The 25,438-nt window shown below is 38.7% G+C and carries 20 protein-coding genes, 1 other RNA gene, 1 pseudogene and 1 riboswitch; of the genes and pseudogenes, 19 read left to right on the forward strand and 3 right to left on the reverse strand.

Going from position 1 to position 25,438, the window contains the following annotated elements:
- Window positions 1-317 precede the first annotated feature (317 nt).
- The 9 genes from HW423_RS00770 to HW423_RS00810 all read left to right on the forward strand — a co-directional run bounded on the left by HW423_RS00770 (window position 318) and on the right by HW423_RS00810 (window position 13,604).
- Window positions 318-1,940 carry a peptide ABC transporter substrate-binding protein gene (locus HW423_RS00770; RefSeq protein ID WP_218930056.1) on the forward strand — a complete coding sequence of 541 codons (1,623 nt, stop codon included), beginning with the start codon at window positions 318-320 and terminating at the stop codon, window positions 1,938-1,940.
- 30 nt (window positions 1,941-1,970) lie between these two features.
- Window positions 1,971-3,341, forward strand: a complete 1,371-nt coding sequence (locus tag HW423_RS00775) for a M20/M25/M40 family metallo-hydrolase (RefSeq protein WP_218930057.1) — start codon at window positions 1,971-1,973, stop codon at window positions 3,339-3,341.
- 338 nt (window positions 3,342-3,679) lie between these two features.
- On the forward strand, window positions 3,680-4,864 hold the full coding sequence (locus tag HW423_RS00780; protein ID WP_235956187.1) for an amidohydrolase: 1,185 nt from the start codon (window positions 3,680-3,682) through the stop codon (window positions 4,862-4,864).
- Between the two features lie 15 nt (window positions 4,865-4,879).
- Window positions 4,880-6,484: a peptide ABC transporter substrate-binding protein gene (locus HW423_RS00785; protein ID WP_235956190.1), complete on the forward strand. Its 1,605-nt coding sequence runs from the start codon at window positions 4,880-4,882 to the stop codon at window positions 6,482-6,484.
- Between the two features lie 539 nt (window positions 6,485-7,023).
- The gene (locus tag HW423_RS00790) at window positions 7,024-7,680 is read left to right on the forward strand and encodes an endonuclease III domain-containing protein (RefSeq protein ID WP_218930058.1); all 657 of its coding nucleotides are present in this window, start codon (window positions 7,024-7,026) and stop codon (window positions 7,678-7,680) included.
- Window positions 7,681-8,071: 391 nt separating this feature from the next.
- Window positions 8,072-9,103, forward strand: coding sequence for a hypothetical protein (locus HW423_RS00795; protein ID WP_218930059.1), 1,032 nt, complete (start codon window positions 8,072-8,074; stop codon window positions 9,101-9,103).
- Between the two features lie 80 nt (window positions 9,104-9,183).
- A complete protein-coding gene (locus HW423_RS00800; RefSeq protein WP_218930060.1) occupies window positions 9,184-10,422 on the forward strand; it encodes an AI-2E family transporter in 1,239 nt (412 codons plus the stop codon).
- A 221-nt stretch (window positions 10,423-10,643) separates the two neighbouring features.
- Complete coding sequence (locus HW423_RS00805; protein WP_218930061.1) at window positions 10,644-11,111, forward strand: CtsR family transcriptional regulator; 468 nt, start codon at window positions 10,644-10,646, stop codon at window positions 11,109-11,111.
- A 12-nt stretch (window positions 11,112-11,123) separates the two neighbouring features.
- On the forward strand, window positions 11,124-13,604 hold the full coding sequence (locus HW423_RS00810; protein ID WP_218930062.1) for an ATP-dependent Clp protease ATP-binding subunit: 2,481 nt from the start codon (window positions 11,124-11,126) through the stop codon (window positions 13,602-13,604).
- A gap of 279 nt (window positions 13,605-13,883) precedes the next feature.
- Here the strand turns inward: HW423_RS00810 and HW423_RS00815 are convergent, their stop codons facing one another.
- A complete protein-coding gene (locus HW423_RS00815) occupies window positions 13,884-14,825 on the reverse strand; it encodes an AEC family transporter (protein WP_235956191.1) in 942 nt (313 codons plus the stop codon).
- A gap of 145 nt (window positions 14,826-14,970) precedes the next feature.
- Window positions 14,971-15,117, forward strand: a riboswitch (adenosylcobalamin (AdoCbl) riboswitch).
- Window positions 15,118-15,209: 92 nt separating this feature from the next.
- Between HW423_RS00815 and HW423_RS00820 the strand changes: the two genes are divergently transcribed.
- The gene (locus HW423_RS00820; RefSeq protein WP_218930063.1) at window positions 15,210-15,614 is read left to right on the forward strand and encodes a DUF4430 domain-containing protein; all 405 of its coding nucleotides are present in this window, start codon (window positions 15,210-15,212) and stop codon (window positions 15,612-15,614) included.
- On the forward strand, window positions 15,611-16,147 hold the full coding sequence (locus HW423_RS00825; protein WP_218930064.1) for an ECF transporter S component: 537 nt from the start codon (window positions 15,611-15,613) through the stop codon (window positions 16,145-16,147). The genes HW423_RS00820 and HW423_RS00825 overlap by 4 nt, the downstream gene beginning before the upstream one ends.
- Window positions 16,148-16,217: 70 nt before the next feature.
- Here HW423_RS00825 and HW423_RS00830 read toward each other — a convergent pair whose 3' ends face one another.
- The gene (locus tag HW423_RS00830) at window positions 16,218-16,808 is read right to left on the reverse strand and encodes a cob(I)yrinic acid a,c-diamide adenosyltransferase (RefSeq protein ID WP_218930065.1); all 591 of its coding nucleotides are present in this window, start codon (window positions 16,806-16,808) and stop codon (window positions 16,218-16,220) included.
- Between the two features lie 14 nt (window positions 16,809-16,822).
- Window positions 16,823-19,420, reverse strand: coding sequence for a vitamin B12-dependent ribonucleotide reductase (locus HW423_RS00835; protein ID WP_218930066.1), 2,598 nt, complete (start codon window positions 19,418-19,420; stop codon window positions 16,823-16,825).
- Window positions 19,421-19,785: 365 nt separating this feature from the next.
- Between HW423_RS00835 and HW423_RS00840 the strand changes: the two genes are divergently transcribed.
- The 8 genes and pseudogenes from HW423_RS00840 to HW423_RS00880 all read left to right on the forward strand — a co-directional run bounded on the left by HW423_RS00840 (window position 19,786) and on the right by HW423_RS00880 (window position 25,417).
- Window positions 19,786-20,139, forward strand: a complete 354-nt coding sequence (locus HW423_RS00840; protein ID WP_218930067.1) for a hypothetical protein — start codon at window positions 19,786-19,788, stop codon at window positions 20,137-20,139.
- Between the two features lie 134 nt (window positions 20,140-20,273).
- Window positions 20,274-20,789 (forward strand): tRNA adenosine(34) deaminase TadA, encoded by a 516-nt coding sequence (tadA, locus tag HW423_RS00845; protein ID WP_218930068.1) that lies wholly within the window; start codon window positions 20,274-20,276, stop codon window positions 20,787-20,789.
- 248 nt (window positions 20,790-21,037) lie between these two features.
- The gene (locus HW423_RS00850) at window positions 21,038-21,622 is read left to right on the forward strand and encodes a uracil-DNA glycosylase family protein (RefSeq protein ID WP_235956202.1); all 585 of its coding nucleotides are present in this window, start codon (window positions 21,038-21,040) and stop codon (window positions 21,620-21,622) included.
- A gap of 41 nt (window positions 21,623-21,663) precedes the next feature.
- Window positions 21,664-21,756, forward strand: an RNA gene (gene ffs / locus HW423_RS00855) — signal recognition particle sRNA small type.
- Between the two features lie 195 nt (window positions 21,757-21,951).
- The gene (locus tag HW423_RS11465; RefSeq protein ID WP_408014874.1) at window positions 21,952-22,029 is read left to right on the forward strand and encodes a hypothetical protein; all 78 of its coding nucleotides are present in this window, start codon (window positions 21,952-21,954) and stop codon (window positions 22,027-22,029) included.
- Window positions 22,030-22,037: 8 nt separating this feature from the next.
- Window positions 22,038-22,586 (forward strand): annotated as a pseudogene (locus HW423_RS11000) (2-keto-3-deoxygluconate permease).
- A gap of 11 nt (window positions 22,587-22,597) precedes the next feature.
- Window positions 22,598-22,684 carry a hypothetical protein gene (locus tag HW423_RS11470; RefSeq protein WP_408014875.1) on the forward strand — a complete coding sequence of 29 codons (87 nt, stop codon included), beginning with the start codon at window positions 22,598-22,600 and terminating at the stop codon, window positions 22,682-22,684.
- An 828-nt stretch (window positions 22,685-23,512) separates the two neighbouring features.
- Window positions 23,513-25,417, forward strand: a complete 1,905-nt coding sequence (locus HW423_RS00880) for a M13 family metallopeptidase (RefSeq protein WP_218930074.1) — start codon at window positions 23,513-23,515, stop codon at window positions 25,415-25,417.
- Window positions 25,418-25,438 lie beyond the last annotated feature (21 nt).

Here is a 25,438-nt window from a genome sequence, read left to right on the forward strand (position 1 = left end):
ATTAATTAAAAATAAATGAGATAAACCCTTGTTTTTTAATTTATAATCATTTATACTAATCTCAAATAAAAGCAAAGGAGCCTACTCATGAACAATCTAAACTCATTACAATTAAATAGCTTATTATTAGACGCAGCATTATTACTCAGGTTCTATGTGGTGTGCTAATTAAGCATGTCCCGCATAGGACGAAAATCTTATGCGGGAATAATAAGTTTAGATAACATGGGACGCTGTGTTGTATCTTTGAACCTGCTAAGATTTTCGTCATTCTTAGCAGGTTTTTTGTTTTTATAAATTTTAGGAGGATACAACATATGAAACACATTAAAAAAATTATTGTGGTGATGATTGTCGCAGTAATTGGAATTCAAGTTTACAATCAATTTACCTCAAATGTTACAGGAGAAGCCCAGGAAGATAAAGTTTTGAACTTATCCGTTGCTTCAGAGCCAGTTATGGATCCAGCTTTTGTAACAGATTCTTATTCCATGCCAATGATTAAGAACATTTTGGAAGGTTTGACTCGTCCAACGAATGACGGTGAGATCGTACCGGCAATGGCAGAATCATGGGATGTGAGTGAAGACGGTAAGACGTATACATTCCATCTTCGTGAAGGGATTCAGTGGAATAATGGTGATCCTGTAACGGCAAATGACTTTGAATATGCGTGGAAACGAATCATTAATCCTGAGACGGCAGCAGCGAATGCGTCTAAGATGTTCATTATCGAAGGGGCAGAAGCTTACTTTATGGGCGAAGGGTCTCAAGAAGATGTTAAGATTAATGCCGTGGATGAGGAGACATTTGAAGTGACATTGACTGAACCTGCACCATACTTTATTGAATTAACGGCGCGTCAAACAACGATGATGCCGGTACATCAAGCGACCGTTGAAGCAAACCCTTCTTGGGCAACGGAAGCTGGTGAGCAGTTTGTATCGAATGGGCCCTTTAACTTCGTTGAGTGGAATCATAACGGGGACTATACGCTAAAGAAGAACGAAGGCTATTGGGATGTGGATAATGTTGATTTAGATGGGGTTTATGTACGTATTATTGAAGATTCAATGACAGCGAACATGAGTTTTGAAAGTGGTGAATTGGACTTTATTGGTATTCCGTTCAATACCATTCCTGCTGATGCGATTGATAGTTATCGTGCGAATGGTGACATGGATGTGACTGAGATCGGTGCAACCTATATGTACAAGCTGAATACAACGGATGAGATTATGTCGAATGTCAATATTCGTCGTGCCTTGTCACTAGCGATTAACCGTCAAGAATTGATTGATAACGTCGTAAAAGGAGAGCAAACGCCAGCTAAAGGTGGCATTGCACCAACCGTTGCTGGCTTTGAAGAAGACCGTGGATACTTTGAAGATGCAGATTATGATACAGCGCGGGACTACTTAGCTCAAGGTATGGAAGAGTTGGGTTATGATGATACGGCCGCTATGCCAATTGTTATTCAAACGAACGATAATGATTCACATATGGCAGTAGCGCAATTTATTCAAAGTGAGTGGGAGCGTGAACTAGGTGTTCAAGCAACGATTGAAACAACTGAGATTAATGTTCATTTTGAAAGTATGAATCAATTGAATTACCAAATCGGACGCATCGGACCAACCGTTGACTTTAACTCAGCTTATGCTTTCCTAGAACATTACTATTCAGCAGATACAGGCCAGAACAGAACGGGTTGGGAGAATGCCGAGTATCAAGAAATCCTCGATAAAGTATTGTTTGAAGAAGATGAAGCTGTGCAACATGAGATGTATATGGAAGCAGAACGCATTCTAATGGATGAGATGCCATTTATTCCAATCTACTACTACAGTAACCCACAAGTTAAGAGTGAGCGTATGAATAACTTATTCGTAGATGGTATGGTTGATGTACAATTGAAGGAAGTTACAATAAATGAATAGTCGAGACACGTAGAAAGGTGAGTAATAATTATGACAGTAGATTATAAAGCAATCGCAAAAGATTACGCAGACAAATATATGGAGGACTTATTTACGTACTTGCGCTATGAGACCGTCTCAGCGCAAGGTCGTGAAATTCCTGAGACTGCCAATTTTGTTAGAGATACTATTATTGAAGCTGGTGGTGAGAGTGAAATTCTAGGAGATCTAGGGGGGCATCCTGTCGTTTACGGCTATTTCAAAGCCGGTGCTAATGGTAATAGTGACAAGACATTACTATTCTACAACCATTACGACGTTCAACCAGAAGATCCAATTGATGAATGGAAGACAAATCCTTTTGAACCAACGGTTGTTGATGGCAAAATTATTGCTCGTGGTGTGTCTGACAATAAGGCGAACTTTATGTCGCGGATTGTCGCGATTAAGGCCATTCAAGATACTGAAGGCGGCTTACCTTGTAATGTGAAGTTCTTTGTTGAAGGTGAGGAAGAGATTGGAAGTCCTAATATTGATAAGTATCTAGAGACTTATGCAGATAAGTTCAGTGCAGATGCCTGTATTTGGGAATCGGGCAGTAAAGATAGCGAAGAGCGAATGGTAATTAGTGCGGGGGTTAAAGGGATTGCCTACTTTGAAGCATCCGTTGTCAGTGCGGATATTGATATTCACTCTTCACAAGCTGCGGTGATTGATAATGGGGCTTGGCGTTTAGTCCATGCTTTAGCAACTTTGCGTGATGTGGATAATAATATTACGGTTGATGGGTTCAAAGAAATGCGCACACAACCAACCGACGTTGAGAAAGCGAGTGTTGCAGCATTTCCTTATAATGAAGCCGCAACGATAGATACTTATGGATTAAAGCAGCCTTTAATTACGGATGGCTTAGATTATTCTGCCCAAGAGGCATTAATTCTTTATCCAACGATGACAATTAGTGGCTTGTTATCAGGCTATACAGGACCAGGAACTAAGACGGTCTTACCAAGACAAGCGATGGCTAAGATTGATGTTCGTCTCGTTCCGGGTTATGAACCTGATAAAGTCTATGAATTATTACGCAATCACTTTGATAATCATGGCTTTAAAGATGTTGATTTGGAGTTATTAACTGGAGTAAAGCCATTTAGAACGGATATATCCGATCCATTCACAGAAGATGTGATAAACTCTGCCAAAGAAGTTTACGGAGAAGAGAATGTCATCTTAGAATTAAATTCTGCAGGAACAGGGCCGATGTATGGGTTCGGCAAATACCTGAATGTACCTATCTTAGGTGCTGGAACAGGTTGGGTCGAGTCCGGAGCACATGCACCAAATGAGAATATTCGGATTGAAGATTACTATCAAGGTGTAGAGCATATTATTCAATTACTGCATACATTTTCAAAGAAATAGAACGATTAATGAGAATTTAGTGTGAATAAAGCAAGAAAATGGTTGACTAACATTAGAAATACAAGTATTATTCTAATATATTAACAAGAGAGGTGAAAAATATGTCAACATTTGCTAACGTATCAACTTCAAATATTATTAACAGCATTATTATTATTATCGAACGACGATATCTATAATAAGCTGTTATTTGAAGGAGCCTATATAGATATTAGACATAATATCTAGGTAGGCTAAGGTGACAAGTGTTGCATTTTTTGCCGGTCGTATTAAATACACCTACCTAGAGTAAATTACTAGGTGGGTGTATTTTTTATTATTAGAAAAGGGGAAAAACAATGAACTTAACAAACAAACTTTATGAGTCTATTCTACAAGAAGAGGCCAACATGATTGCATTCCGTCGCGAACTACATCAATATCCTGAGTTATCAATGGAAGAATATGAGACAACTAAACGCATTGCGCGTGAATTAGATAAAGTGGGCTTATCATATAAATTCATGGAACCCACGGGATTAGTGGGTGAGATTGTGGGAGATAAGCCAGGTAAAACGGTCTTATTGAGAGCCGATATCGATGCTCTACCTATATATGAAGTGACTCGGGACTTAGAGTATTGTTCTAAAAATGACGGTGTAATGCATGCTTGTGGTCATGATACCCATGCTTCGATGTTGTTGACGGCATTGAAAGCTTTGAATAAAGAGAAGGCAGACTTACAAGGAACGGTTCGCTTTGTATTCCAACCCTCTGAAGAAAATGGACAAGGTGCTTTGAAGATGATTGAACAGGGTGTCACTGAAGGAGTGGATAACGTCTTTGGTATCCATATTCAAAGCGGAGTTAGAACAGGTGTTGTCATGTGTCCAGAAGGCGAGATGATGGCGTCACATGATTTACTAACGGTTAACTTTACCGGAAAGGGGGGGCATGCTGCCAGACCTGAGAAATGTGTGGATGCAGCAGTGATGGCAAGTAGCTTTGTGATGAATGCACAAGCTGTTGTAGCGCGGGAGATGAGTCCAATAGAATCAGTTGTTGTAACTATTGGTAAGATGGATGTTGGAGACCGCTTCAATGTCATTGCGGAGCGTGCATACTTAGAAGGAACAGTTAGAACGTTTAACCCCGTTACGCGCGAAAAAGCAGAAACAGCCTTAAAACGTTACGCTCAAGCAGTGGCTTCGATGTATGGTGGGTCTGTGGAGTTTGGTTATCAACATGTTACTCAACCCGTTAATAATGATGTAGCGAGTGCTCAAAGGGTTCAAGGATTAGCAAGCGAGTTTTTCGGTGAGGAGAATGTTGTCAAGCAAGGTAAGACGACGGGTGGTGAAGATTTTAGTTTCTACATGGTGAATGGCGGTGTACCAGGAGCCTTCGCGGTTGTCGGCGCACAAAGTGATGACGAAGCAACCCACTATGAACATCATCATAATAAATTTAATGTGGATGAGGCAGCGTTGAAGAACGGTGCACGAGTGATGGCTGAATATGCTTATCGTTATCTAAACAATTAAAAGGAGAGAGAAATAATGAAACGAATCAAACAATTATTCTTATTATTGCTAGTTTCTTTAATGTTTGCACCAGGTGCTCATGGTGTATTCGCACAAGCGCCTGAACCAGGTGTTTTGAGAACGTCTTTAGCGAGTGATCCCGTCTTAGACCCCGCGCTAGTTCCTGATACTTATTCTGGTATTATGATTAAAAACTTAATGGAAGGCTTAACTCGTCCAGATGCAGAGGGTGCCCCAGAACCTGCCATGGCTGAGTCATGGGATGTGAGTGAAGATGGTTTAGTTTATACATTCCATCTAAGAGAGGCGTCTTGGTCGAATGGGGATCCAGTGACTGCTGGGGACTTCGAATTTGCTTGGAAGCGTGTCTTAGATCCGGATATAGCATCACCAAAGGCAGGAGACTTATTTGAGGTAGCAAATGCACAAGCTTATTACTTAGGTGAAGCAGAGCTAGAAGATGTTGGTGTTAAAGCCTTAGACGATAAGACGTTGGAGGTAACATTGGAGAATCCAACACCCTATTTCCTTGATCTGACCGCAAGAACAACTGTGATGTATCCAGTTAACCCAAGAACAGTGGAAGAGAATTCGTCGTGGGCTCTGGAAGGTGGAGAAAATTATGTAACAAATGGGCCCTTTACATTATCAGAATGGGAACATAATAGTTACTTTGTCTTTAGCAAAAGCCCATCGTACTGGGATAATGAGAATGTTCAATTAGAGACAGTTGAGATACAAATTATTGAAGCGGAATCGACTGCGAATGCGGCTTTCCAAGCAGGTGAGATTGATTTTGTAGGAATCCCTTTCAATGCTGTATCTATAGATGCCTTAGATACGTATAGAGCGGACGGAACACTTGAAACTGTTGACTTTGCGGCCTTATATGAATACAAGATGAATGTAACCGATTCACAGTTGTCGAATGTAAACATTCGTAAAGCGTTAGCTTATGGAATTGACCGTCAAACATTAATTGATAATATTACGAAAGCTAATGAAACACCGGCCTTAGGTCTAGTCTCCCCAGCGATGCGTGGTTTTGAAGATAGTAATAACTATTTCCAAGACGGTGACTTTGAGGTAGCGCGTGAATATTTAGCTAAAGGATTAGAGGAATTAGGACTCAATGATCCTTCGGAATTAACGGTTACTTTGACAACCAACACAAGTGAAACTCATGGTGCCATTGCTCAATATTTACAGGCAGGTTGGGTAAGTAATTTAGGTATTAATGTAGAGATTGCCAACCAAGAATGGCAAGTCCACTTAGATAACTTATTAACCTTGAACTATCAATTAGGACGTCTCGGTTCAGTGGCGGAATATAATGATCCGAATGCTTTCTTGGAGATGTATTATGAACTAGATAATGGAATGAATCGTACTGGTTGGGAGAATGCTGAGTATCAAGCATTGTTAGATGAAGCCAATGTAGAGACAGATGAAGCGGCTCGAGTTGAGCTATTGAAGCAAGCTGAAGTGGTCTTCATGGATGAGATGCCAACAGTACCCGTTTACTTTTATAGTAATGCTTACGTCGCCAAAGACTTTGTGCAAAATATGCATCCCGATGCCTTTGTTGATGTGCAATTGAAACACGTTGTTGTTGAGTAGTTTTATAATTGAGCGAGCACGAAACTTGAGAAATTGAGTTTCGTGTTTTTTGTTGTGGGCGGGGATGGGATTATAGCTTCCGATTAAATTATCACTCGAATCAAAAACGTGTGCTATTTAAAAGAGGAATTTGGAAGGAGGTCTATTTAATTTACTTTATAGTATTATCTGAGTACAGAAGTTGATAGAAACTTTCAAGTGGCTGAATTGACGAGTAAATTACAACCCAATGACTTTGCCTATATGATCAAATTTATGATTTGGCAGAGAGTGAAGTCTTAGCTGTTGGCAATCCAGATAAGCTTCAAGATTCAGATATAATTACTATAGGTAGCCAAAAATATCTAGTACAGACGGGATTGATTCAAATTATATTCCCGTTAACTATGTGGGTCAAGCTGTTTATGCTGTTGTTGAATGCGAAGAAAAACCAATGAAAAGGTGGTTTGAGAACTTTGCTATTTGGTGTAAATGTTGTTTGGTTGATGAATTTGATACAATAATGATACGAATACACTTTGGATAATGGAGGAAATTGAATGCAAGAAATGACCCAATATGAATTGTTCCACCGATTACTTGAAGAGATGGGAGAGACGGGGTGGTGGCCGGCAGAATCAAAAGTCGAGATTGTAGTAGGAGCTATTATGATTCAAAACACGACGGCAGCGAATGCTGAGCGAGCGGTTATGAATATTGGTCAAGTGACGCAATTTGAGTCACAAGCTATTTTGGACTTGCCAAGAGAAGAGCTAGAGGTATTAGTTCGTCCGGCTGGCTTCTATAAGAATAAGAGCAAGGCAGTTCATTCTGTACTTCACTGGTTTAATGAGCACGATAATGACTTAAGAGGCATTGTTAGAAAGTATGAAAGTAACTTACGCCAGGAATTATTGAAACTACATGGAGTTGGCGATGAGACAGCAGATGTGCTTTTGTTATATATATTCGACCAGCCGGTTTTTGTAGCGGATAAGTACGCTCAGAAGTTGTATACCAAATTAGGCATTCCTGGAATGGATAATTATAAGGCAATGAGGCGACTCGTTTCACTTGATCCGCAGTTTACAATCTGGGAAGCCCAAGAATTCCATGGCTTAATTGATGAGTTTGGTAAGTTGTACTTGCGTGGCAAAGGCCGGTTTGAAGAGAGTTTCTTAGCTGGATATAGACTTGATGCCAGCAAGCTTGAGTGAAAAGAGATTTATTAAGCTATACTTCATAAGAACTTGTTCGTAAGTGTCTTTAGTATATAGGATAAACAAAACCCAGACAATTCAATCTAGCATCATAACATAGGTTTGATTAATCGACTTGATTATTTTCATCACAATATGATCTGCTTCATGAACGACTAAATTTCTAAGACAAAGCTTCATTACTATCCGTCTTTGTTACCCGTATATCAAGTCTTCTTAAGGATTTATGTGTTAATTAATCGAAGCAATATAATGTATGCGAATAAATAAATTGAATCAATATATATTTGGTTATAAATGGTATGTTCGGCGTCATTAAGGCGTATCTTTTGACTTTGTAATACAATACTAATACAATTATATTACATTAAATTTAGGAGGGGAAGAAATGAAAAAGTATATATTAGATGGTATCAATGAAAAAGCGGGAAATAACATGTCATGGCGTGCGATTTTCGCTGGAGTTGTAACGTTCGTAGCGATTAGTATTTTATTCTCACTAATTGGAGCAGCGATTGGCTTTGGCGCACCTGATTTTACAAGCCAAAACCCATTAGATGGTGTCGGGACTAGTTTAGTTATTTGGACAATTATAGCATTAATCGTATCGCTAGCAGCCGCTGGTTATGTAACAGGGATTACAGCTAATCGAGCTGGTTTTATCCATGGTTTCTTAACTTGGGCAGTAAGTGTCATTGTGATGTTTGCTTTAATGACATCCGCAGTTGGTATGGCATTTAATTCTTTAGGAACAGTTTTAGGCTATACAGGACAAGTTGCAGGAGATGCAATCTCAGGAACAGCTGATACTGTTGGATCATTATCTCAAGAAGCATTTGATTCAATCGCTCAAGAAATCAATGTTGATTCACAAGATTTAGAACAAACTGTGACAGATGTATTAGAAGATACTGAAATTGAACAATTACAACCTGATTACTTAGATAATCAAGTTCAAGCGACAATTGATGACGTATCCACAGCAGGTTATAATATTGTTGTTAATGGACAAGATCCACAACAAGAGATTGAGAACGTAACTAGCAATATCCAAGGTCGTATTGACGAAATCGGTCAAGAATTAGATGAAGATGCTTTAACTGAAGCAATCTCAAATAATACTGATTTATCTGAACAAGAAGCAGAAGAAGCAGTAACGAATATCCAAGAAGCTTATGGACAAGCAAGTCAAGAAGCTGAACAAGCATTGAATGATGCTCAAGCAGCTGTTGAAGACTTACAAGCACAAGCTGAACAAGCATTTGCTGAAAGTGCACAAGTTGCTGAAGAAGTTGCAAATAAAACTTCTCAATACTCATTATATGTATTCTTAGGCTTATTAGTAGCAATGTTTATTACTTCATTCGCTGGTTTTGCTGGAGCTAAAACAGCAAACGAAACACATAATAACGCAGTCTAATAAAGACTAGAAACAAAAACAAATTTAATTGACTACATCTCTCTCTTAGCCTATTCTATAACTAAGAGAGAGGTGTTTTTTTGAATCATTTTAAACTTGATAAGCAATTTATAGCAAAGATATTATTTATTGCGGTTGTTATTTTAATTATTTTTAATTGGTCACAAGTAGCAGGTGCCCTCGGAGTGGTTTGGCAGGTTGCTTATCCAGTTGTTTTAGGGGGAATGATGGCTTACGTTTTAAACCTACTCATGAACCAGTTTGAGAAAAGATTGTATCCCAATACGGATAAAAAATGGTTACAACATACGCGCCGACCACTCGCGATTGTATTATCAATCCTAGTCATTGCTTTAGTCGTTGCGGGAATCATTGGTTTAGTTGTTCCGCAACTTGTGACGGCTGTTACTACTTTAATTGAGGCTGTACCAACCGTGACAGATTCCTTACAAACTTGGGTTGAAGAGCAACAGCATCTTATTCCGATGTTTAATGATTTAATGGAACAAGTGGACTTTAATTGGAGTAGTGTGATGTCTAGTTTTGCAGAGATTGGAAACCGACTGCTTCGAGGTGTGGCAGAGTCTTCTGTATCATTTTTATCTAGTTCAGCTTCAGCTGTGACAACATTTGTATTATCAGTGATGTTTGCCCTTTATATTTTAATGTCTAAAGAAAGGTTAGGTAAAAATTTCAACGACATCCTGATTTCATATTTGAGTGACGAGCAAGTAAGAATTATTAAGAACATCTTGAATGTGACCGATGATGTCTTTTCCAACTATATTACTGGAACGGTCATTGAAGCTTTTGTCTTAGGCTTTATCGTCGCCATCGGACTTTGGGTCATTAAAATGCCTTATGCAGCCATGTTAGGTGCCTTGCAAGGAGCTTTAGCGTTTATTCCTTTAGTAGGTGCTTTTTTAGCCGGCTTTGTTGGTGTGATTATTCAATTTGCCATATCGCCAATTAATGCATTTATCTATCTCATTTTCGTTATTGTCGTTCAACAACTCGAAGGAGATTTTATCTATCCGCGTGTGGTCGGTGATTCAATCGGCCTTCCAGGTATGTGGGTCTTAGCAGCCGTAACTGTCGGTGGTGGCTTGTTCGGAATTTCAGGTATTTTACTTGGGGTACCGGTCTTTGCAACAATCTATAAACTATTTAGCTTGGATATAAGCTACCGTAAACAGATTCGAGAAGAAGCCAAAGAGCGTTCTCTAATGAATGAATATGAAGAAGAAGGCTTAAGATTGAAACCCTTTGAAGCCCTCCGTCATAAAATATTGACGCCAGAAGATATTCAAGATATTTAAACAAAATGGAGCCCTGATGTCTATCTAAGATAGACATCAGGGCTCTTTTTCAATTCAAATTGTTGATTTTTTTAATAGATATGCTATAATGGTCAAAGAAGGTCAGAAGACACACAATCACTTCATTAACGTCCTCTTTCCTTAAACTGAATAGTTGTCGAGAAAGTTTTTTTATTATATAATAGTCAAAGATAGTCAATGTTAGTGGAAGGGGGATCATAGTGGCACAAAGAAATATGTCGGATATTATTGAAGCTTATTTAAAAAGCTTTTTGAAAAATAGTGAAAGAATTGAAATCAAACGAAGTGATATTGCAGAACAATTTGATTGTGTACCTTCACAGATTAACTATGTTATTAATACACGCTTTACTCAAGAACATGGCTATATGGTAGAAAGTAAACGGGGTGGTGGGGGTTATATACGGATTCTAAAAGTTGAGTTAGTTGATGAAATCGACGCCCTTGACGATATGATCCAAATGATAGGACCGCGTATAAATCACCGCAGTGCAATCAATATTATTGAAACATTAGTCAACCATAGTATAATGACAGAACGAGAAGGCGCATTAATATTATCACTGATTGATAAAGCATTACTACAAACAATCTCGTTACATGAACAAGAAGCAAGAGCTTTGATTCTGTCGAAGTTTTTAGAACAACTACGAATTACATATAAATAAAGAGGTGAAAGTATGTTTGAAGAATTATTTACTGAAAGTGCTCGCCAAGTAATGATTTTTGCTGCTGAGCAAGCGTATTACTTAAGACATCAGGCTGTAGGCACAGAACATATCTTATTAGGTCTAGCTCGTGAAGAGTCAGGTATTGCTGGAAAAGCTTTACGTGGTATGGGCGCAGACTACCAAACGTTACTAACTGAATTAGAAATTATTCACGGTAAAGTGAATGCTCCACGTATGCAAGGGGATATTGTTATTCCATACTCACCACGTTCGAAGAAAATTATTATGAATGCATCGAATGATGCGAAACGTTTAGGTGTGCCAAAAGTTGGAACAGAGCATTTATTACTAGGTATGTTAAAAGAAGAAATCTTAGCAACAGTTCTATTAAAGAACTTAGGTATCGACTTAAATGAATTAAGAAAAACAATCTACGAAATGGTTGGCGTGAATGATTCAACAGGACGCGTTCAAAATGGCCGTCGTGGACGTCAAAAACAACAACAGCAACAAAATGGAGTAGCAAGTTCCACAACGCCAACTTTAGATTCACTTGCACGTGATTTAACACAATTAGCGCGTGACGGGAAGTTAGATCCAGTGGTTGGACGTGCGAATGAAATACGTCGTATCGTACAAATTGTTAGTCGCCGTTCAAAAAATAACCCCGTATTAGTCGGGGAACCTGGTGTTGGTAAAACTGCAATCGCAGAGGGTCTAGCAGAACGTATTGTCTCTGGTGGAGTGCCTGAAAACATTGCTAACAAACGTTTAATGATGTTAGATATGGGTTCACTCGTTGCGGGAACGAAATACCGTGGTGAATTCGAAGAACGTATGAAGAAAATCATTGAAGAAATTACCGAAGATGGTAATACGATTCTCTTCATTGATGAGTTACATACATTAATTGGGGCAGGATCAGCCGAAGGTGCTGTTGACGCAGCGAACATCTTGAAACCAGCATTAGCTCGTGGAGAAATTCAAATCATTGGTGCAACTACTTTAGATGAGTACCAAAAACACATTGAAAAAGATGCAGCCTTAGAGCGTCGTTTCTCTAAAGTCCAAATTGATGAGCCAACTCAACAAGAGTCTGTTCAAATTATTCATGGACTTAAAGATCGTTACGAAAAACACCACAATGTAGAAATTACTGATGAAGCGGTCGAAGCAGCGGTTAAATTAAGTACACGTTACTTAACTGAACGTCGCTTACCAGATAAAGCCGTTGATTTAATTGATGAGGCTTCAGCTAAAGTACGTATTGATGCAACGACGCACAGTACAAACTTAAGCGACCTTGAGAAAAAATTAGGCGAATTATCCGATAAAAAAGAAAAAGCTATCTTAGCCCGTGATTTTGACACTGCAGCCAAAATCCGTGAAGAAGAACAAAAAGTTGAAACTCAAATCGAAGCAGCTGCGAAAGCAGAAAGCAAAGATAAGGGTGAAGGTGAAGCAATTCTTAAAGTGGGTCCTGAAGATATCGCAGAAGTAATTACCATTTCGACAGGGATCCCAGTAAAACAATTAGATGCTGCCGAATCAAAACGTCTTGTTCACTTAGAAGAAGAGTTGCATGAACGGGTCATTGGTCAAGATGATGCTGTTGTATCAGTATCTAAAGCAATCCGCCGTGCATATAGTGGTTTGAAGAGTCCTAAACGACCAATCGGTTCATTTATGTTCTTAGGCCCAACTGGGGTAGGTAAGACTGAATTAGCGAAAGCTTTAGCCGCATCTATCTTTGGTAGCGAGGACAATATGATCCGTGTGGATATGTCTGAATACATGGAAAAACACAGTGTGTCTCGTTTAGTAGGTTCACCTCCAGGATACGTTGGTTATGATGAAGCAGGTCAATTGACTGAGCAAGTTCGTCAAAAACCTTACAGTGTGATTCTCTTAGATGAGGTTGAAAAAGCCCATCCAGATGTATTTAATATGTTACTACAAGTATTTGATGATGGTCATATGACAGATGGTAAAGGGCGTCGTGTCGACTTCCGTAATACAATTATCATTATGACCTCGAACTTGGGAGCAACAGCTCTTCGTGATGACAAATCAGTCGGATTCGGTGCTGTGGACTACACAGATGACTTCAAGGCAATGGAAGCACGCGTTATGGAAGAAGTAAAACGTGGATTCCGTCCAGAATTCATTAACCGTATTGACGAAATTATTGTCTTCCACCCATTATCTAAAGATCAAATTAAAGAGATTGTTAAATTACAAGCGCAAGATATCATCAACCGTCTACATGATCTTGAGATTGAAGCCCGTGTAACAGAGACAGCTCTAGAAATTATTGCTGACGCTGGCTTCGATCCAGAATATGGAGCAAGACCAATCCGTCGCGCAATTCAAAAACAAATAGAAGACGAGTTAAGTGAAATGATGCTAAGTGGAGATATCAAACTAGGTGATAACATCACCATTGGTGGCCGCCAAGGAGCAATCAATATCAATAACCGTTCTAAATAATACAGATGAATCGTGTCGGTGAGAGGAATCTCGCTGGCACGATTTTTTTCTGAGACTAGAGCCAAACGGCGAATCCATTTGTCTTGAGTTAGCTGAACTAAAGCCAAACGGCGAATCCATTTGTCTTGAGTTAGCTGAACTAAAGCCAAACGGCGAATCCATTCGTCTTGAGTTAGCTGAACTAAAGACGAACCGCAAGTCCATTTGGCTTAAGACCACAAAGCATAAAAAAACACCAAACTTCAGAAAAGTCTGGTTTTTCCTTGATAGCCCATCGTATTAGAAGTAAGCTAAATTCTTTAAAATCATAATAAACACAACAAGCGAGAACATTGAAGCGACCGTTGTGAAGACAACAATTTGGTTTGCTAAATCGCCATCACCGCCGGCAACAACTGCTTGAGCATAACTAGATACAGCCGTCGGTCCAGCCGTCGCGATTAAAACTGATATTAAGTCATCTCCACGAAAGTCAAATAAACCACCTGCAATGAATAAAGCAATCGTAGGAATAATTACTAAACGTGCAAGAACAGTTCCGTAAAGAGACCAGTCAGCATCCTTTAATTTACCAAAGTTAAACGTTCCACCCATAACAATGAGTGCAAGTGGTGTCGTCATACGTGTTAAATTTCTCATCGTCGTTTCAATCACACTTGGAAATTTAATACCCAATACCGCTACAACTACCCCTGCGAAAGTAAAGATAACCATTGGGTTAGTCAATACTTGTTTAATTGTTCGTTTCAATGAGAATTTCTCATCAGTATAAATTGAAAAAGCAATTACAGAGAAGATATTATTTAAAGGTACAATTGTTGCTAGAACAATCGTTACCATACCTAAATTATCTGGGCCGAGTAAAGCTATTCCCATTGGTAAACCGAATAAAATCGCGTTTGAACGAATCGAACCTTGAAGAATGACCCCTCGTTTTGCATTTGATTTTTCGAAAATAGGTACAATAAAAGCCAAAATAATAAATGCAGAAACAGCGAAAATAATGTTAAAAGATAAAGTTAACCCATTAAAATCCGTCGCAATATTCGTATTATAAACATTTGAGAATAAATTCAATGGCAGTAAAATAGAAAAAATCGCTTTATTGAACTGAGCATAAGCGTCTTGTTTAATGAAACCTGCGCGTGTAAAAAACTGACCTAAAGCCATGTATAGCATCATTGGCATGACTGCATTGAATCCGATCATAAAATTTTCCAATCAATTAACTCCTTCGTCTAAAAAATTTGCATTCAAAAAATGCGAATATAAAGATTATAATACTCAATTCTTCGTTTGACCAATTATTTTTACTGACAATTAACTTGCATTGTCCTACATTAATAATTATTATAAAGAGAGATAGATACAAATTTAAAGTAGTTTGAATATGGAAGTTCGGTTAAATTCCGAGACGGTCCCGCCACTGTAATCATGCGAAAGGCATGGAGTCAGGTCTTTGTTCAAGCATACTTATCCGACATACTATTTCGAGGCAAAATAGTGAGTGATATCCGATCCATTCGAATAAACCCATGCTTTTCCCTCCAAATAGTTGAAGTGAATACTGTCATCTGTCACAAAATCATATGGGAGGCATTTAGAATGAAAAAATGGTTACTATTATTAGCGTCAACTTTAGTATTAGTTGGTTGTGGTGAAACGACACAAACAGAAGAAACGGCTTCAACACCGGTTGAATCAAGTGAACAAGCGGTATTAGCTGAGGTGACTGTGTCAGTAACAGTTGATGGAGAAGAAATTGACGAGGGCGAACAAGTTTTAGAAGTTGAAGAAGGCGCGATTCTATTAGATGTGATGAAAGAGCATTATGAACTTGAAGAAGCTGACGGCTTTATCTCTGCAATTAACGGACATGAACAAGATGAAGAGGCAGGGAAATACTGGTTGTTTGACTTAAACGGAGAAATGGCTGAAGTTGGTGCGGCTGAATTAGAGTTATCAGACGGTGACTTAGTTGAGTGGAAACTTGAAGCCATCGAAGGATGAGTAAGTACTTCACAGTTAAGCGTCTAGCAGTATTGGCCTTACTGACCGCTCTGTGTCATATTGGGCGAATTGCCTTTCAATTTATACCAAATGTACAACCAGTCACAGTGATTTTAATAATTATTACTTTAAAGATGGGAACTTTGGATGGACTCCTAGTAGCCATCACTTCGATGGTCATTTCGAATATGCTACTTGGAATGGGTCCTTGGACACTTTATCAAATTACGGCCTATGGCATCATTGTATTACTTACAAGTGCTCTAAAGGCTTTATACAATCGATTAAAGGACCATCAGAATGCGCGAAGAGTAATCTTTGCGGTGTTCGCTGGAGCGACTGGATTAATTTACGGTTTTGTCATTTCAATATTTTCTTCACAAATGTTTGGTGTCGTTAATTTCTGGGTTTATTATGCCCAAGGGATTTCATTTGATTTAATGCATGCGGCTGGGAATGTGGCCTTCTTTTTAGTGCTAGAGCCGACACTGGTGCCAATTATTCAAAAACGATTTATGACTTCAAAAGGATAACGAATAGGAGACTTTGCAACTGTAACACATAAAAGAGCCATCAGAAATTTTTCTGATGGCTCTTTTGAAATTATTTTGGTATATCTTTTTTTGTCAATTCAGTATGGAAGACACGTCCGCTTCGTTCATACAAGACGTCTTCGACACCAGCTTGGCTATTGGCCACACGTGCTAGGGCAAAGAGGTAATCAGATAGACGGTTAATAAACTTTAATACATGCTGATTAATTGTCTGTTCTTGTTGCAAGCTAACAATCCGGCGCTCGGCGCGTCTTGTAACGGTGCGTGCAAAGTGAAGTTGAGCAGCGAGTTGCGTTCCACCCGGTAGAATAAATGATTCAACCGTTGGAGGTATCGTTGCATACTCGTCGATGCGACTTTCTAACCAAGTTACCAGGTCTGCATTCGTACGATATGGATACTTATCATGTTTTTCGGGTGTTGCTAAGTCATTGCCGCAGTCGAATAAATAGTGTTGAATGCGCATGAGCTCTTCTTTCATATCACTGGGCGTTTCTTCTAAAGCAACAATCATCCCGATAATACTGTTTAATTCATCCACCGTTCCGTAAGCCTCGACTTGTTGGCTATCTTTATGAACAGACTTTCCACCGATGATGCGAGTGGTACCGTAATCGCCTGTCCGTGTGTAAATTTGCATAAGTATACTCCTTATTATAAACCGCAGCGTAATTGTGCGTTACAGTTAGTACATGTATTACATCCACCAATATCTTGAACAATCCCACTACGACAAATTGGGCAAGTATCTCCAATATCTGAACCAAAGACAACGTCGTCTGTATGTCCTTGTGTTTTAACGTGCTCTGACTCAGCTAGGTCAACTAATTGTCTTAATTCGTTACTGTCATCAACGATACGCGCCTCTTCCATTGGGAATAATTCGATATTTTCTGCTTCATTCTCTTCAGCCGCAAGTGTTAATACTTGTGAGTCTCGAGAGCCGTCCACATAGACCGTTCCACCTTTAGCGCCACCTTTGTATAAGCGTTCGTAAATACTTTGAACTTGGCTGACTTGGTAACCTTTAGGTGCGTTTACAGTCTTAGAAATTGAACTATCAACCCATCTTTGGATCGTTGTTTGAACATCAACGTGTGCTTCTGGCGCAAGTGACATAGCTTCAACGAAGAACTCTGGTAAATTTTCAGCGTTTGCTTCTGGGTGTGCATCAAGATATTCTTGAACAATTTCAGCATTTACTTCGATAAATTTACCAAGTCGTCCACTACGGAAGTATTTGAAAGCAAAGTAAGGTTCTAATCCAGTTGCTACACCAACCATTGTTCCTGTACTTCCAGTTGGAGCGACAGTTAATAAGTGTGAATTACGAATACCGTGTTCTAACACACCTTCACGGATATGATCCGGCATTTTTTGCATGTAGCCTGTTTGAACGAATTTTTGACGAAGAACTTGAGTTTCTTCATCATTTTCACCGATTAAGAATGGGAAACTGCCTTTTTCTTTTGCTAAAGCAATCGATTCTTCGTAAGCAGATACTGCGATTGTTTTGAATACCTCATCAACAATTTTGTTTCCTTCTGCTGATCCATAAACGTGTTCAGTATAGATGAGTAAGTCAGCTAAGCCCATTACACCTAGACCGATACGACGTTCGCCCAGGGCTTGTTTTTTATTTTCTTCTAGGAAATACGGTGTCGCATCAATCACGTTATCTTGCATACGTACACCAGTCTTCACTGTTTCAATTAATCGGTCATAATCCACAGTATGTGTGTCTTTATTTACCATATTCGCTAAGTTAACGGCAGCTAAGTTACATACAGAGTATGGTGCTAAAGGTTGTTCACCACATGGGTTTGTCGCGACAACTTTTTGACCGTATGCTTTCGCATTTGTATCTTTATTCGCATTATCAATAAAGAAAATTCCAGGCTCAGCTGAGTAAGTTGCACAAATATTAATTAATTTCCAAAGTTCTTTCGCTTTAATCGTACGGTAATCTCTAATGCCGTATCCTTGGTCAGCCCATTCACGTACATCACCTGAATCAGGCCATTCTGAATTATAAGCAGCCATTTCAGCAGGTGTATAGTTCTCAACATCTGGGAATTTTAATGTCCAGTCGCCGTCTTGTTCAATGGCTTCCATAAAGTCATCTGTTAAAGTCACGGAGATGTTTGCGCCTGTTAAGAAATCAGGATTATTAACACTGTAAGTACCGCCATCACGCAGTTTAGCTTCAGCGTCTTTGATATTTTGTTCTGAGAAGCCACCAAAACCAGGCATTGATTTGTAACGAACGATATTTTCATACATTGATAATTCTGTTTGATTTAAAGGTGTGAATTTTAATTTCTCTTTGGCTAGCGTTTTGATTTGTTCATCATCTGTTTGTTCAATTAAGTATTGTAGAACGCGCGGGTTTTGCATTTTAGAGATAATAAATTCGATAATATCTGGGTGCCAGTCCGCTAACATGATCATTTGTGCACCGCGACGACTTCCACCTTGTTCTACAAGGTGTGTCAGTTGAGCAATGTCATCTAACCAAGATACTGAACCAGATGACTTCCCGTTCACTCCACGAGCGAGCGTATTTCTTGGACGTAGTGTTGACCCATTCGTACCCACGCCGCCTCCGCGACTCATAATTTCCATGACTTCTTTACGGTGATCTGAAATACCTTCACGTGAATCTGGAATGAAAGGCATCACATAACAGTTAAAGTAAGTTACATCAGTGTTTGTTCCTGCTCCGTAAAGCACACGACCCGCGGGAACAAAATTCATTTCTTTCAATTGTGTATAGTATTGACCATTTAATTCTTCGCGTTTAACTGTATCTGTTTCAACATCCGAAAGACCTTTGGCGGTACGCTTTGCAATCTGTTCATAATAAATTTCTAACGGTTTATCAATCGTTTCGATTTTGCGAGTGACAAGTCCGGTCTTTTGTTCTGTTTCATCTTCTAATGAACCTCGGTATTCTTCTTCAATCCAAATAAGGACTTCGTTGTTAGCTGTATCAATGGCTTGCACAATCCCAATCCCTCTCGCTGGGTATTTAGGATCTGCTTTAATCGTTAAGATAACGAGGTCTCCAACCGCTAACGTTGATTTAGCCGCATCTTTATATGAGTAGCGATCTAAAATAACCATTCTTGAAACCCCACTGTGCGTAATATTCATATCGCTTGTCATAGGGAAGATTTGTGGAAATGCTTCGATGGCTTTATTTAATTGTTCTTTGTTCCATGTCACATGTTGATGTGTTGTTTGAGTCATATTTATATTACTCCTTTGTGAAAATGTTCCATTAGCACTATATATTGTGCTGCTACTGTATTCTAACCCAACATGTCGTATTATGCTAGGATAAATTGAATATCATAGATTTTAGTTCGCTTTTTGTTCGTATAAATCTTGCTAGATAAGGGTAAGCGATATTAAATAAATTTTAAACTATCAATTTTAAAATTAAATATACTACAATAACGCGTTCGAATAGTAGGTTACCGCAATATACTATAAAATTTCGTTTCCAGACACGGCGTATTAATAGGTTGTGATAGCGTTTTATGCTATAATATACTTATCAATTGAATATGAAGATGTTATAAATTTATATAGCATAAAAGGAGGAAATTTAAATGAGTAAAAAAAGAAATAATGTGTCACTTGGCTTAATATTACTAGGTTCAGCTACAGCAGTTGCCGGAATTGCAGCAATGATGTACTACAACGATGGCCTTCGTCATAGAGTTGAAGGTGTTGTGAACCGTGAACGCGCTAAATTATTTGTAAAACATAAATTAAATGGTTCAGATAGTTTGGTAAATGCTGTTGATAACTTAAGTGATTCTGAAGTAAACACAATCGTTAAGTTAGCAAGTGGTGCTGGAAACGTGAAAGACCAAGCATCTGATGCATTCTCTTCTATTATGGATCGTGCAAAAGGCATGTCTTCTGACGTGACTGACCGCGTTCAAGAGTATTTTGAATAATCTGTAAAAGAGTTAATAAATCCGAGTGAATCATGTACACTGAAGAGTGAAGTGGTTTGCTCGGTTTTTTGTGTATGAAAATTCTTAAAGCTGTGTATAACGAACGAAGAGAAGTAAACAATCTGAGGTGAAATATGTTAGAAGCAATTGAATTGAGAGAAGCAGTACGATTAGAGCACGAAAAGTGGATGGAAGAAGCGATAAAAGAAGCGTTAGTGGCTAAAGAGAAGGCAGAAGTCCCGATCGGTGCAATTATTGTTAAAGATGGTGAGATTATTGCCAGAGGGCATAATGTCCGTGAGTTGGAGTTAGATGCTACAGGACATGCAGAAATTAAGGCCATTCAGGCCGCCAATAAAGCACTTGACGCCTGGCGACTCGAAGGGACAACAATGTATATCACTTTAGAGCCATGCCCCATGTGCGCGGGAGCCCTCATTAATTCACGTGTTGAGAATGTAGTATACGGAGCAGTGGATCTAAAAGCTGGTTGTGGTGGAACACTCATGAATCTATTGGAAGACGAGCGGTTTAATCACCAAACTCAAGTGATTAAAGGGGTTTTAGCTGAAGAATGTGGACAACTTTTAACCAATTTCTTTAGAGAATTACGTGAAAATAAGAAAAAAAGAAAGTTATCCACAGATTGATGTGTATAACCCACAGAAAAACGGGAACGTCTGTTCAAAACTCTCAACTATGCACAGAAAAATGACTTATCAACAGACTTATGCACAACTTGAGTTGTTGATAACTACCTGATTGTTGATAAATTGAAGCATTTATCGTATATTTTAAGAAAAATTAACCTATTTTGATAGGAATTGAGGCTTTATTTTTAACATAAAATAAATTGTGGACAACTTGTTAATTAAATGGAAGGATGACAAGCAGTATGATGGATAAGATTTATCAAGAAATCATGGAAGATGAATTGAATCGGGCCTATACCGAGCGCGGGGTACCGCCTTTATTCAAAGCGCCGAAAGAAGCAACGATGGCGATTATTGGGCAAGCACCAGGACGTAAAGCGGAAGAAACGCAATTATTTTGGAATGATCCTAGTGGGGACCGTTTGCGGGAATGGATGGGACTGACTCGTGAACAGTTCTATGAATCAAATAAAATTGCTCAGCTACCTATGGACTTTTACTATCCAGGTAAGGCTAAGACTGGGGATGTTCCGCCTAGAAAAGAGTTCGCACCGAAATGGCATCCGCGTATTATCGATGAGTTACCAAATCTGAAGACAATTCTATTGATTGGAAATTACTCACAAAAGCATTATCTTAAAAAAACACGTCAGCGAAATTTAACAGAGACTGTTCGCCATTATGAAGATTACTTGCCAGAGTTCTTCCCACTGGTACATCCATCGCCTTTGAATCAGCGCTGGTTAAAGATTAATCCGTGGTTTGAAGAAGAGGTTATTCCAGTGCTTCAACAATTAGTTCAAGCGGAAATATTAGAAATCGATAATTAATGCTAAAAAGTTTTTGCATTCGAGTGTCTTTTATGTTATTATAAGTGTTGGCAATAGTGGAACCATGAATGAGTCAGGACCGGAAGGTAGCAGCTATAAGTGGTGAAGCTATGTGCCTTTTTTTGTGCAATTATTTAAATGAAAGAACGATTGTAAATCCAAGCGTTCTATTTTTTATTAGTAAACACGTCTGGCCCTTCAAATGAGACTATACCAAGATTATTCTTCTACGATAGTGTATATTGAACATAATTTAACAATATCAAATAGGGGATGATAAGATGTTGAAGTCGATCAATAAGATTCCTTCGGGCACTTTCTTAGTTCCAATGATATTATCAGCGTTTATATATACATTTTGGCAAGAATTATTTCATGTTGGTTGCTTAACAGAGGATTACTTTTAGGTTCAGGGATGAAGCTTGGTGCTTTAAAGAAAGTAGTGAAAAATCATGGTGTGCTATTACTTGCGCGCTTCATTTTGACGATTGGAAATATTAATCCTGTGGTTTATTTAGCCTTAGTTAATGAATTTCGAAAAGAGGAAGCCAAGACAGTCTTTGGTATTACCTCTTTGTTCTCCATTCCATTAATGCCGGCATTTATCAATAGTTTATTTTCAGCCGAAGGATTTGAATGGATGTCACTCATTTCAACGCTGATTCCAGTGATTTTAGGAATAATACTTGGAAATATCGAATAAGAGTTCAATAAATTGTTCGGACCAGGAGTCGCTACTTTACTGCCTTTATTAGGATGGAATATTGGACAAGGGTTAGACTTAACGGATGCGACTCAATCAGGTTTAATCGGCGTATTATTAGTAGGTGTTTATTACTTATTTAATCTCTACCAATACCCCTTGGATACAAAAGTATTGAAAAATAACGGCATGGCTTCACTTTCAATGATGTCAGCAGCAGGTATATCGCTGAGTGTACCCCGGCTGTTATTGGAGCCATGAATCCAGAATATATGGAGTATGCGCCAACTGCAACCGCTCAAGTACTAACAGTTGTGGTTGTTACGAGTATCCTGACACAGATCATTGTAAAAATATAGTGAAAATAAATTATAAAAATATCGTTAGATTCTTCGAAGAATCTAATGATATCTTTTTATACTATCAAATGCGTCTGCACAATCGTAATGAACCGATTCAAGAAATCATGATGCAGATCAGTTAAATAAAGTTGTGAAAAGTAAGCGATAAAGAAATCACCGGACATTAAGTCGATGGAGATAGGATATAAATTATATTCTAAATCTTCCTGCTAAAGCATGTATTAACTAAAGACGGCGATATGTTATATGGTTTAGATCCAAATTGCGGTTATTGTCAAAAAGGTGAATGATTAGATGAGTTTGGCTATTTTGTAGGTGAGCTGGAAACGTCACTGGTTATTATTTTCCGTAAGCAAAGTCACCCAGGTCGTACCATTGTTGGGTAAAAAGATCACGTGCGTGAAATGGTCGATATTTCAGATGAAGAGTGAAATAACTACTTTGCTGATATAACTAAAGTTGCTAAAGCAATGCATAAACATTTTCCAACCAGATAAAATTTACTATGGTGTTTACGGCGACAGTGGTTCGCATCTTCACTTCCATGTTGTACCTAAATATGAAGGCGAATTTGAGTAGTGAACACCCTTTGCGATGAATCATGGTGAAACATTCCTCGAGGAAGAAGCATACGAGAAGATGGCTTCTGATCTTCGTAAAGAATTAGGAATTTAATGATATTTTCTGAGCTTAGATGCTGACATTCTGTCGATTGTCTAGGCTCTTATTTTATGGGAAAAATATTAGTAAGTGTGAGCGTCACTTCACTCTAGCTTAATATAAAAGTGCTATAATAGACTAAATATTCAAATAGGAGTGAAACGAATGGCAATAGACAAAGAACTCATTAAAGATGATTTATATCAAGCGGTCAACGGAGAATGGCTTGAAACGGCTGTAATTCCAGATGACAAATCGTCAACCGGAGGCTTTATGAATCTGCGTGATGGCGTAGAGGAATTATTAATGACTGATCTGGACAAGATGGTTGCTGGAGACATTGAATTAACAAACGATGAACAAGTTGAAATGCTTAAGTATTACAAACAAGCGATGGATTTCGACAAACGCAATGCGCTTGGGGAGACACCTGTTCAACCGTTACTAGAAAAGTTAAAAGCTCTAGAAACAATTCAAGACTTGCAGACACTTGCACCGGAGTGGGCACGTTACGGCTTGCCTTTACCTTTCTCATTAGGCATTGAACCGGATATGAAAGATACATCAACATACATCTTAAGTTTATCTGTGCCGGGTACGATTTTACCAGATACAACTTATTATCAACCAGGTAATGAAGCGGGCGAACGCTTATTAACAGTGTATAAAGATATGAGTCAAAAAGTATTAGAGTTAATGGGATTTGACGCAGATGAAGCTGCAAACTTAGTTGAACAAGCAGTTGAGTTCGATGCTTTATTCATTCCACATATGAAAAGTTCTGAAGAATTAGCGGATTATACGATTACATACAACCCCCGTACAGCAGAGGAGATCAAATACTACTCACAAGACTTTGACTTCTTAGCTTTATTCAAAGAACTCATCGGTCAAGATATTGATAAAGCCATTGTTTCTGAGCCAGAGTTTTTCGAAGCTTTCCATGCCATTGTTAACAATAAACAGATTGAATTACTCAGAGCTTGGATGATTGTAAATTTAGCAAATAGCCAAACGGCATTATTATCTGAAGAACTACGCCAAGCAGGAAGCCTTTATCAATTAGCTTTATCAGGCAGTCCAAAGACGCAAAGTCCTGAAAAACACGCTTACTACATAACGATTGGTATGTTTAGTCAAGTGATTGGGGATTATTATGGTAAGAAATACTTTGGAGACAAAGCGCGTCTAGATGTACGTGAAATGGTAGAAGCAATGATTGGCGTTTACCAAAATCGTCTAAAAGCCAATACGTGGTTAACGGCAGAGACCATCGAGTTAGCAATTAAAAAGCTCGATGCGTTAGATATTTTTGTAGGGTATCCTGATACGTATCCAGAAATTTACACAAAATTAAAAGTGAACGATGAAGCGAGTTTCTACTCAAATACAGCAGAATTTACGCGACAGTTTAATGAACGTGATTTTGCTCGTTGGAACAAAGAGGTTGACCGCAGTGAATGGGGTATGAGTGCCGCGACTGTGAATGCCTACTTCCATCCAAACCACAATTTAATTTGTTTCCCTGCCGCGATTTTACAAGCACCTTTCTATAGTGTAGATCAAACACGTAGCGAGAATTACGGTGGAATTGGTGCAGTCATTGCCCATGAAGTGTCTCATGCCTTTGATAATAATGGAGCAAAATTTGACGCTCAAGGAAATATGAACAATTGGTGGACAGAAGCAGATCTGGAAGCCTTTGATCAAAGAGCGCAAGCGATGATTAAGCAATGGGATGGCATTGAATTTGCGGGTGGAAAAGTAAACGGTAAATTGACTGTCTCAGAAAATATCGCCGATGGCGGTGGCTTAACTGCAGCGCTAGAAGCAACAAAACAAGAAGATGATGCGAACTTATCAGAATTCTTTATGAACTGGGCGCGTATTTGGAGCTTGAAAGCCCGTCCTGAGTACCAACAACTACTTCTTTCGATTGATGTTCACTCGCCAGCAGAATTACGTGCGAACATCCAAGTGCGTAATATGGATGAGTTTTATGAAACATTTGATGTTAAAGAAGGCGACAAAATGTATTTTGCACCAGAAGACCGCGTTGTAATATGGTAAGATTATATTAGTAAGAGATGA

Origin of the sequence: Ruoffia halotolerans, assembly GCF_014049385.1 — a bacterium.
Classification (GTDB): Bacteria; Bacillota; Bacilli; order Lactobacillales; family Aerococcaceae; genus Ruoffia; species Ruoffia halotolerans.